General features: G+C 62.1%; 7 protein-coding genes. 4 read left to right on the forward strand and 3 right to left on the reverse strand.

Translation table 11 applies throughout. The features are described 5' to 3' along the window. Positions 1–110 precede the first annotated feature (110 nt). The 3 genes from FBY03_RS06745 to FBY03_RS06755 all read left to right on the forward strand — a co-directional run bounded on the left by FBY03_RS06745 (position 111) and on the right by FBY03_RS06755 (position 2,548). Complete coding sequence (locus FBY03_RS06745; protein WP_147171432.1) at positions 111–893, forward strand: IclR family transcriptional regulator; 783 nt, start codon at positions 111–113, stop codon at positions 891–893. Positions 894–906: 13 nt separating this feature from the next. After that, positions 907–1,830, forward strand: a complete 924-nt coding sequence (gene gcvA / locus FBY03_RS06750; RefSeq protein ID WP_147171433.1) for a transcriptional regulator GcvA — start codon at positions 907–909, stop codon at positions 1,828–1,830. Positions 1,831–1,945: 115 nt separating this feature from the next. Next, the gene (locus FBY03_RS06755; protein ID WP_147171434.1) at positions 1,946–2,548 is read left to right on the forward strand and encodes a tRNA-uridine aminocarboxypropyltransferase; all 603 of its coding nucleotides are present in this window, start codon (positions 1,946–1,948) and stop codon (positions 2,546–2,548) included. Positions 2,549–2,571: 23 nt separating this feature from the next. Here FBY03_RS06755 and FBY03_RS06760 read toward each other — a convergent pair whose 3' ends face one another. From FBY03_RS06760 to FBY03_RS06770, 3 genes are read right to left on the reverse strand one after another with little or no spacing between them, the layout of a single operon-like run. Beyond that, positions 2,572–3,930, reverse strand: a complete 1,359-nt coding sequence (locus FBY03_RS06760; protein ID WP_147171435.1) for an HlyD family type I secretion periplasmic adaptor subunit — start codon at positions 3,928–3,930, stop codon at positions 2,572–2,574. A gap of 9 nt (positions 3,931–3,939) precedes the next feature. Next, entirely contained in the window at positions 3,940–6,090 is a 2,151-nt protein-coding gene (locus FBY03_RS06765; protein ID WP_147171606.1) for a type I secretion system permease/ATPase, read from the reverse strand. Between the two features lie 32 nt (positions 6,091–6,122). Beyond that, positions 6,123–7,478, reverse strand: a complete 1,356-nt coding sequence (locus FBY03_RS06770) for a TolC family outer membrane protein (protein WP_147171436.1) — start codon at positions 7,476–7,478, stop codon at positions 6,123–6,125. A 452-nt stretch (positions 7,479–7,930) separates the two neighbouring features. On the opposite strand from FBY03_RS06770, the gene FBY03_RS06775 reads away from it, so the two are divergent. Then, on the forward strand, positions 7,931–10,599 hold a 2,669-nt coding region (locus tag FBY03_RS06775; RefSeq protein ID WP_147171437.1), incomplete at its 3' end, for a retention module-containing protein.

Raw genomic sequence — 10,599 nt, forward strand, 5'->3', positions numbered from 1 at the left:
TTGGCAAGGGAATGACCATTACCTGCGTCCTGCGCCTAATCGGGGGCCATTTCTCGCGGCAACGCGGCTCGCAATGAAACGGCAACAGACCCTAATGTGGGGAGAATGTAATGAGTGGCTCCGCTAGAGAAAAAGGCTCCTCGATTACCCGCGTGCTGGAAATCATCGAAGCGGTCTCCCAGGCCGAACGGCCCATGTCTCCGGCCGACCTGGCCTATCAGCTGGATATCCCCAAACCGAGCATTCATCGGCTGCTGGCGCAGCTTGAGGGCGATGGCTATCTGCAAACCAATATGCGCGGCCTGATCGTGCCGGGAGCGCGCCTGCACGATATCGCCCTTGGGGTGCTCTACAGCGGGCGTTTCAAGGCGCCACGCCAGGCCATCCTGCAGCGCCTGACCGCGCAAACTGGCGAGACCTGTGGCATTGCCATCCCCAATGGCACCGAGATGATCTATTACGACCGGGTGCAGACCGACCGGCCGTTGCAGGTGCATCTGCCCATCGGCAGTCATACCCCGATTTGGTGTACGGCCAGTGGCAAGCTTTACCTCAGTTCGCTGTCGAAGGAGCGGCGCCAGCGGATCATCCACAACCTGCCGCTGCGTCGGTACGCTCGCAATACCCTGACCGATCCGCATGCGCTGGAGGCTGATCTGCTGAACATCAGAGTCAGCCAGGTGGGCACGGACAATGAAGAGTTTGTCGATGGTCTGGCCGCGTTTGCGGTGCCGGTCAAGGATCGCGATGGCCGGCTGTTCGCCTGCTTATTCGCTCATGCGCCGCTGATCCGCAAGAGTCTGGACGAACTGCTGGCATATACTCCGCTGTTACGCCACGCCGCAGTGGAACTGGGCCAGCTAATCCATGACCCGGAAGTCGGCATAGATTGAAGTTGAGCAGGATATGAAGAAAAGGCTCCCCCCATTAAATTGGCTGCGCTCGTTTGAAGCGTCTGCCCGCCACCTGAATTTCACCCAGGCGGCAGCCGAACTGAGCCTGACCCAGGCGGCCATCAGCCAGCAGGTCAAGGGGTTGGAGTGCCAGTTGGGGGTCAACCTGTTCAAGCGCTTGCCCCGGGGGCTGGAGCTGACTGAGGCAGGGCGGGCCTACATGCCGGTGATTCATGAATCCATAGAGCGGCTGATCGCCGCGACGGATGAGCTGTTCGGCATGGGCCGCGAACGGCGGCTGATCATCAGGGTCAATCTGGTGTTCTTCACCACCTGGCTGGCGCCCCGGTTGGCGCGTTTCAGGGCGCGCCATCCCGAGGTCAGCCTGCAGTTCACCAGCAATATCTGGCTGGATGAACGCGGCAAGGAGGCGGACATGGAAATCCGTTACGGCAAGGGCAACTGGCCGGACCTCAAGGCCATTCGGCTGACCCGTGACGAGCTGTTTCCGGTGTGCAGCCCCACGCTGCTCGATGGGTTGCGCCCACCCGACTCGCCGGAGGCGCTCTCCGAGCATACCTTGCTGCATGTCATCGGCTACGAAGAGGGCTGGGGGTACTGGCTCAAGCAAACGGGCTTTCAACACCTGGATGCCTCGCAGGGGATGCAGTTCGATACGCTGATCACCGCCATGGAAATGGCGGCCCTGGGCCATGGCCTGGCGCTGGGCCGCACCTCGCTGGTGGCGGATATGCTGGCCAGTGGACGTTTGCTGGCGCCTTTCGCGCAAAGGATCAGCGCCTCAGAGTCGTTCTATCTGACCTGTCCGACGCACCAGTACATGCACCCCAGCGCCGAGGCGTTCTGGTCCTGGCTGATTGAGGAGGCAGAGGCGCAGGATGGCCCCCTTGAGGCCGCACCCGGCGCCCGTTCCTAGGCGCGGGGCATCGCTCTGAGATAACGCGGCGACAGGTTTCAGCCTGACTGCGGCTTGAGCCAGCAGTCCGCCTGGCGCGAGGCCTATGGCACACTGCGCGGCTGAGGAGATGCCCATGCCACGCCCCCATTGCCCACGCTGTAGCCGCCCACTCGAGCATTGTCTCTGTGCGCTGATCCCGCTGTTGCCTAGCGTTACCCGCGTGCTGATCCTGCAGCACCCCAGCGAACTCAAGCATGCGCTGAATACCGCGCGTCTGGCCGCCTTGGGCCTGAGCAATGCCGAGTTGCGGGTGGGCGAAGTGTTCGAGGACTTAGCGGCGCTGCTGGCGCAGCCGGGCTACCGACCGTGCCTGTTGTTTCCGGGTGAGGGCGTGCAGCCGTTGCAGCACTTCGCCACCCAGGCCGTCGATCAACCTGTGCTGCTGGTGGTGCCCGACGGCACCTGGCGTAAAGCGCGCAAACTGCTGCACCTCAACCCGTTACTGGCGGCCTTGCCGCGGGTGGCATTGGCGGAGGGGCTGCAGTCGCGCTACCGCGTGCGCAAGGCGCCGATGGCGGGTGCGTTATCGACGGTGGAGGCGGTGGTTGGCGCCCTGAATATGCTCGAGGCTCCGGCGCAATTCGACGACTTGCTGATACCTTTCGAGGCGCTGATCGAAGGACAGATCAAGGCGATGGGCGAGGACACCTTTCAGCGCAATCACGGTTCGTCTTAGCCAGGCGCTTGTGGCGCCTAGCCTCAGCGCTCGCGCAGCGCCTCGGCGCGGGCCTTGAGTACCGGTTTGAGCAGGTAGTCCAGCACGCTTTTTTCGCCGGTGATGATGTCAACGGTGGCGATCATGCCGGGAATGATCAGCAGCGGATGCTCGGCGCTACCCAGGTGACTTTGTTCGGTGCGCACCTGGATCAGGTAGAAGCTCTTACCTTCTTCGTCGGTGATGGTATCGGCGCTGATCAGTTCCAGGTTGGCCTTGAGTCCGCCGTAAATCGTGTAATCGTAAGCGCTGAACTTGACCATGGCCTTCTGCCCCGGATGCAGAAACGCCACATCCTGCGGGCGCACCTTGGCTTCTATCAGCAGGCTGTCCTCCAGCGGGACGATTTCCAGCATGTCGCTGCCCGGCTGGACCACGCCGCCGATGGTGCTGATCTTCAGCTGTTTGATGATGCCCTTGACTGGCGAGATCACCGTGGTGCGACTGACTCGGTCATCGATGGCAGAGCCACTGGCGGTGATTTTCTTCAATTCGGTACGGGCATCGTTGAGTTCCTTGAAGGCATCGGAGCGGAAGGCCAGTTCGGATTCCTCGACCTTGCTCTTGATCTCGTTGATGGCCGCTTCGGCCCGCGGGATGGCCAGGTTGGTGGCATTCAGTGAGCCGCGCACTTCGACGACACTGCGGCGTAGACGGAGTATTTCCACCTGGGAAATCGCCCCGCTGGCGACCAGCGGTTGCGACATGTTCAGCTCTTGCTGCAACAGGCCAAGGCTGGAGCTGTATTGCTGAGATTTGGAGCGAAACTCGGCGAGCTCCTGAGTCTTCTGCCGCAGTTGCTCGCCGAGTGTGCGTTGTTCGCTGTGCAGGCGCTGTTGCCGCGAGCGGTACAGCGCCAGTTCGTCTTCGGCCAGCTGTGGTGCGTTGCGGCTAATCTCCTCCGGCATGGCAATGGGGCGGCCCTCGGCCTCGGCCGTCAGGCGTTCGATGCGGGCGATCAGGGCCAGACGGTCGGCTTCGCTTTCACCTTGGTTGGAGAGAAAACGGGTGTCATCGAGGCGCAGCAGCACGTCACCCTTGGCCACGACTTGGCCTTCGCGCACGAAGATGTCGCTGATGATGCCGCCCTCGAGATTCTGGATCACCTGAATCTTGCTGGAGGGGATGGCCTTGCCTTCGCCGGTGGTGACCTCCTCGAGCACGGCAAAGTGTGCCCAGGTCAGCGCTGCTATCACGCAGGCCGCGACAACCCACACCGTGACCCGCGAGAACCAGGGCGAGTCCTCGAGTATGGTGCCGTCCACTTCCGGCATGAACTCGGTGTCCTGCCGGTGCTGGCGCAGGCCGCCGAAGTAGTCGCGAATCGATTGGCTTCGTTCCATGCGTGATTCCTACACCGCTGCCGGGCCGACCCGGCCTTTGCGCAGGGCTTCGATGACCGATTCCTTGGGGCCGTCGGCGACGATCTGGCCGTTGTCCAGCACGATCAGTCGATCCACCAGGCTGAGCATCGAGGCGCGATGGGTGATCAGCAGCAGCGTCTTGCCTTGTGCCCAGGTTTGCAGGCGGTTGCGCAGGATCTCTTCGCTGCTGTTGTCCATTGCGCTGGTGGGTTCGTCGAACAGCAGGATCGGCGGGTCGAGCAGGATCGCGCGCGCCAGCAGCACGGCCTGACGTTGCCCCCCGGAGAGTAGTTGACCGCGCTCGCCAACCGGGCGATCGAAGCCTTGTGGGTGTTGCCGGGCGAGCTCGCTGACGCCGCTCAGCTCAGCCACTTCGAGCATGCGCGCGTCGCTGACGTAGCGTGCACCGAGGGTCAGGTTATCGCGCAGGCTACCGGCCAGCAGCGGCAAGTCATGGGCGACGTAGCCAATCTGGTGGCGCAGGTCGGCTACGTCCAACTGCCGCAAGTCGAGATTGTCGAGCAGGATCTGGCCATCATCGGGGCTATACAGCGCCATCAGCAAACGGGCCAGGGTGCTTTTGCCCGAGCCGCTGCGCCCGATAATGCCGATGCGCTCGCCTGCGTTCATATGCAGACTGACGTTGCTCAATGCGGGTGCGCTCTGGTTGGGGTAACGGAAGGTCACCTGCTGCACATCCAGCTCGCCCTTGAGCTGGGTGCGCTCCAGCGGGCGCTGCTTGGCCTGGCGCTCTTGCGGGAGCGCCATCAGGGCGTCGGTGCTGGTCATGGTCAGGCGCGCTTGCTGGTAACGGGTGATCAGCCCGGCTATCTGCCCGAGCGGCGACAACACGCGGCTGCCAAGCATATAGCAGGCAACCAGCGCGCCGACGCTGAGGTTGCCGGCGATAATGCTGTAGACCCCGGCGACTATGATGGACATGCCGGCGAGCTGCTGAAAGAACAGGGTGCCGTTGGTGGCCAGGGAGGAGAGGAAACGGGCGTGGCTGTCCAGCCGGGTCAGGGCGCCGTGGGTTTTCTCCCACTCATGTTGCCGTTCGCTCTCCGCGCCGCACACCTTGAGGGTTTCCAAGCCGCCCAGGGTCTCGATCAGCAGGGCTTGACGCTGCGAGGCCAGCGCCAGGCTTTTCTGCACCGTATCACGCAGCCGCGCCTGGATGATCAGGGCAAACAGCGCGGTCAGCGGAAAGGCCATGAGCGGAATAGCCACCAGTGCGCCGCCGATCAGCCAGATCACCGCGATCATCAACAGGGCGAAGGGCAGGTCGATCAGGCTGGTCAGGGTGACCGCGGTGAGGAACTCGCGCAGCCCTTGGAAGTCATGGATGCTTTGGGCAAAACCGCCGACAGTTGCCGGACGTGCTTTCATCGCCATGCCGGTAATGCGTTCGAACAGCGTCGCGGACAGCACTACGTCGGTTTTCTTGCCGGCGGTATCCAGCAGATGGGCACGCAGCACACGCAAGAGCAGTTCGAAGCTGGTGCCGATGAACAAGCCAATGGCCAACACCCACAAGGTCGACGTGGCTTGGTTGGGCACCACGCGGTCGTAGGTCTGCATGACGAACAGCGGCACCATCAGACCCAGCAGGTTGATCAGCAGGCTGGCGAGTATGGCGTCGCCGTACAACCAGCGCGACAACTTGAGGGTGTCGCGGAACCAGGCCTCGATGCGCGGCACCAGTGGGCTACGGGCCTCCTCCAGTTCATGTCGTGGGCGGGCGAAAAATGCTTGACCGCTGTACTCGCTCGCCAGTTGCTCGCGGGTAACCCATTGTTCGCCGCCCTCTGCCTCACTGGGCAGAATCAGCACCTGGTTATTGCTGCCCCACTTGCGCAGCACGGCGCTACGGCCGTCCTTGAGCAGCAACAGAACCGGTAGGTTCAAGGCGGAGATCGCACTCAGCTCGCGGCGCAACAAACGTCCTTGCAGGCCAGCCCGTGCCGCGGCACGGGGCAGCAGGCTGGCGCTGAGGCACTGTTCCGGCAGGGGCAGGCCGGCGCTCAGGCTGCCACGGCTGACCGAACAGCCGTGCAGCTTGCAGAGGATCAACAGGCCATCGAGCAGCGGGTCGTCGTGACTAAGCCGCGGGTCGTTGGGTGGGGTTGGCCGTTCCATGGTGGTCAAGGGTTACTACTCCTCAGCCAGTGTCACTGCATGGCCGGCAAACGGGCTTCGCTCTTTACTTCCGAGAGGGCTACGGCTTCGGCCGGAACTACTACATTTTGCTTTCTCAGCAGCTCGCCCATGGCGGCAATCACTCGGTACATGGCGAACTCCTCGGTATAGCGCACCTCGGTGTAGCGCCGGTTCGCGGTGAACAGTTCGTTCTCGCTGTCGAGCAGGTCGAGCAGGGTGCGTTGGCCGATGCCGAACTGCTGCTGATAGGCCTCGCGTACGCGGGTGGTGTAGTCCGCATAGTCACGGGCTTTGGGGGTTTGCAGGCGTGCGTTTTCCATGGCGTTCCAGGCCAGCGAGAGGTTTTCGTTGAGTATCCGCAAGGCGTTGTTACGGATGTCCATGGCCTGATTGATCTGGTGCGCGGAGGATTGCAGGCGAGCCTTGTCACGCAGGCCGTTGAACAGGTTGTAGTTCATCACCACGGCTGCGCGCCAGCTGTTGTTGTGGCCTTTGTCGCCCTGAGTATTGTCGTCGGCGTTGGTCGCCAGTTCGACATCGAAGCGCGGGTAGAACGGTGACTTGGCGACTGCATACTGTTTTTCGGCCGCATTTACATCGGCTTGTGCCGACTTCAGGAAGGGGTTGTTGTCCATCACGGTTTGTCGGGCTTGAGCGAGATCCGCTGGCACCTCGCCCTTTATCGTACCCGGCAGGGCTAGCTGGTCGGGCATGCGGCCGATGGCGCTGAAAAAGTTGGCTTCGGCATCGGCCAGGTTGACTTGTTCGGTGTACAGGTTGTTGGCAGCCAGCGCCTCACGGGCTTGCGACTGATCGAGGTCGGCCGTGCTGCCAACGCCGCGTTCGCTGCGTAGACCAATCTGGTCATTGATGCGCTGGTGGGCCTGCAGGTTATTTTTCGCCAGCGAGACCAGCTCGCGACGTTTGAGCACTTCCAAGTACACGTCTACGGCACGCAGCGCCAAGCTTTCGGCCGTGCCCAGCACATAGTAGGCGCGCGAGTTGACCACCGCTTCGGTGCGCGCCACTTCATTGGGGGTATTGAAGCCGTCGAACAGCATCTGCCGCAGGCGTAATTCGGCATCGCGAAAATTCAGGGTTTCCTGATTGTGATCGCCCAGGGCGCGGGTGCTGGGGCTGTCGGTTTTCTCCCGACCATAACCCACCAACAGGTCAACAGTTGGTAAATAGCCGCCCTTGGCCACCTTGACCTCCTCATCCGATACCAGGCGGTTGTTCATGCTGGCATGCAGTTCGGGGTGATTATCCAGGGTGCTCTGGATGGCTTCGGAGAGCGTTATGGCCTGCGTCTGGGTAGAGGCCATGACCAGCAGAATGCCGCCGTACAGGGGTGTAAGCACACGCATGGGTGAAACTCCTTTTAAGGTGCTTGACCTCTTACAGACAAAATTTTGACGTTTATTCTGTCAGTAAAAGTTTTTATGCCTTTACGCCATAGCTAAGAACATCTTCCAGTGTAGCTAAGATAAAAATGGCACAAGACTTATGAGAAAAGAGTCTTATGCATTCCGTGAGAACGAGCCTTGTCTTATCCCCATAAGCCAGATAGGTCGGGCCTTTTGGCTCGTTTCAGGCTGCGGCTAGTGGTCAGGTGCTGTTTAGAGCAGTTAAGGGGGTGGATGGGTTTGCTGGAATAGGGAGCATGTTTTTTTGGCGACATTTATTTGTCGTTTATGTGGCGTTAAATGCGTTGTGCCTATCCATTAACCCTGTGTTGCGCGCGTCCCCCTGTTCGAAAAGTGCTTGGCCCTTATGAAACCTGTCGACAGTGATTGGCAGAGGGAGCGGGGAGAATGTTATGGCTACGTTAATCGGTGTCGTTCGTCAGGTCGTCGGCGAAGTCTTTGCAGTCGCGGGTGATGGAACACGTCGACCGCTGGCCGAAGGTGACCGCGTATTTTTCGGTGAACAGCTCGCTACGGGTGCCGTAGGCGCAGTGGCAATCGCCTTGGTCGGTGGCGGCGAGTTGACCCTCGGGCGCGACAGCCAGCTACTGCTCGACACGCAACTGCTGGCCAGTGCCCAGGGTGATGCTGCCACGGCTCCGGTACCCAACACTGCCGTCACGCCGAGTGAGCAGGACCTCAGCGACGTCGAGAAGCTGCAGGCCGCTATCGCCGCAGGTGAAGACCCCTCTCAAGTTGCGGACGCCACCGCGGCGGGGCCCGGCGCGGGCAATGCGGGTAATGCGGGTGGCGGTCACTCTTTCGTGCTGCTGGGTGAAACGGCCGGCGCGCTCGATCCAACCATAGGCTTTCCCACTGCCGGCCTGTCGTTTACCCCTGAGTTTCCTGACCCCGAGCCCGACCCGGACGTAACCCCCGAGTCGACCGCTACACCGTTGCCGGAGGGCCCAGATTCCACGCCCGAAGTCGAGGTCATCCATCAAAACGCCGTAGGGCAAGTGGTGGGCGCGCCGGGTGTCGTCGATGAAGCCGCACTGGCGACAGGCAGTAACGCCGCGAGCAATGCCGAACAGGCTTTCGGTCGTCTGGCCGTCAACTCGCCGGATGGCGTCGCTGCCTTGCAGGTGCAGGATAAGGATGGCAACTGGGTCGATGTCACCGCCGGCGGTACCGTACAGGGCGTCTACGGCAGCTTGGTGGTCGATGCGGCTGGCCGATGGGTATACACCCTCAACGGCAGCACCCAGGATCACGGTAACCCTTCGGCGATAGGTGCGGCCGATCAAGTGGGTGAGAGTTTCGCAGTACGGGTGTTCGATTCCGACGGTGATGTGTCGCCCGTCGCTATGTTGTCTATCCGTATTAATGATGACGGCCCGCACGCGGTGGATGACAGCAACAGCATCGGCGAAGACACGTTGACCCCGATCACCGGCAACGTGCTGACTAATGACCTGCACCCCAACGGCCAACCCGGTGCGGATACCCCGACCAGTTTCGTCGGCTGGGCCAGCACCGCGGCCACTTACGGCACCTTCACCGACACCGGTAACGGCACCTACAGCTACAGCCTGAACAACGCCAACCCGGCGGTGCAGGGCCTGGATGTCGGCGAGAGCCTGAGCGAGACCTTCACTTACACCATGCGCGATGCCGACGGCGATACCGCCACGGCCACCCTGACCATCACCATCACCGGCCGCAACGATGCGCCGCAGGTGACGGTCGATCCGGGCAACGACGGCGCTAACGATCGAGTCTACGAGGCTGGTCTGGCCCAGGGTTCGGACGCCGCCAGCAACAGCGAATTCGCCAACGGCACCTTCACCCTGAGCGATGCCGACGGCCTGGATGACCTGCAGAGCGTAACCATCAATGGCGTCACCGTGGCCATCGGCAGCCTGGCCGGCAGCGTGTTCACCGGCGCGCACGGCAGCCTGACCATCGGCGCCTACAACGCGGCCACTGGGGTGGCCAGTTACAGCTATGAGCTGACCAGCCCGACCACCGATGGCCCGGGTATCGAGAGCGACACCTTCACGCTTAGCGTGTCGGACGGCACGGCATCCTCGGCGCCGGCCAGCATCGTCATCGAAATCGTCGACGATGTGCCGCATGCGGTGGATGACAGCAACAGCATCGCCGAAGACACCCTGACCCCGATCACCGGCAACGTGCTGAGCAATGACCTGCACCCCAACGGCCAACCCGGAGCGGATACCCCGATCAGTTTCGTCAGTTGGTCCAGCACCGCGGCCACTTACGGCACCTTCACCGACACCGGTAACGGCACCTACAGCTACAGCCTGAACAACGCTAACCCAGCGGTGCAGGGGTTGGACGCCGGTGAGAGCCTGAGCGAAACCTTCACTTACACCATGCGCGATGCCGACGGCGATACCGCCACGGCCACCCTGACCATCACCATTACTGGCAGCAACGATGTGCCGAAGGTGGTGGTTGATCCGGGCAACCAGGGCGCTAATGATCAAGTCTTCGAAGCCGGCCTGGCCCAGGGTTCGGACGCCGCCAGCAACAGCGAATTCGCCAACGGCACCTTCACCCTGAGCGACGCCGACGGCCTGGATGACCTGCAGAGCGTAACCATCAATGGCGTCACCGTGGCCATCGGCAGCCTGGCCGGCAGCGTGTTCACCGGCGCCCACGGCAGCCTGACCATCACCGCCTACAACGCGGCCACTGGGGTGGCCAGTTACAGCTATGAGCTGACCAGCCCGACCACCGATGGCCCGGGTATCGAGAGCGACACCTTCACGCTTAGCGTGTCGGACGGCACGGCATCCTCGGCGCCGGCCAGCATCGTCATCGAGATCGTCGACGATGTGCCGCACGCGGTGGATGACAGCAACAGCATCGCCGAAGACACCCTGACCCCGATCACCGGCAACGTGCTGAGCAATGACCTGCACCCCAACGGTCAACCCGGAGCGGATACCCCGATCAGTTTCGTCAGTTGGTCCAGCACCGCGGCCACTTACGGCACCTTCACCGACACCGGTAACGGCACCTACAGCTACAGCCTGAACAACGCCAACCCGGC

The sequence above is a fragment of the Pseudomonas sp. SJZ079 genome (assembly GCF_007993865.1).
Classification (GTDB): Bacteria; Pseudomonadota; Gammaproteobacteria; order Pseudomonadales; family Pseudomonadaceae; genus Aquipseudomonas.

Bases quoted from the DNA above. Each gene is read 5' to 3' on its own strand.
- FBY03_RS06745 (WP_147171432.1), top strand. From the start codon at position 111: ATGAGTGGCTCCGCTAGAGAAAAAGGCTCCTCGATTACCCGCGTGCTG.
- gcvA (WP_147171433.1), top strand. From the start codon at position 907: ATGAAGAAAAGGCTCCCCCCATTAAATTGGCTGCGCTCGTTTGAAGCG.
- FBY03_RS06755 (WP_147171434.1), top strand. From the start codon at position 1,946: ATGCCACGCCCCCATTGCCCACGCTGTAGCCGCCCACTCGAGCATTGT.
- FBY03_RS06760 (WP_147171435.1), bottom strand. From the start codon at position 3,930: ATGGAACGAAGCCAATCGATTCGCGACTACTTCGGCGGCCTGCGCCAG.
- FBY03_RS06765 (WP_147171606.1), bottom strand. From the start codon at position 6,090: ATGGAACGGCCAACCCCACCCAACGACCCGCGGCTTAGTCACGACGAC.
- FBY03_RS06770 (WP_147171436.1), bottom strand. From the start codon at position 7,478: ATGCGTGTGCTTACACCCCTGTACGGCGGCATTCTGCTGGTCATGGCC.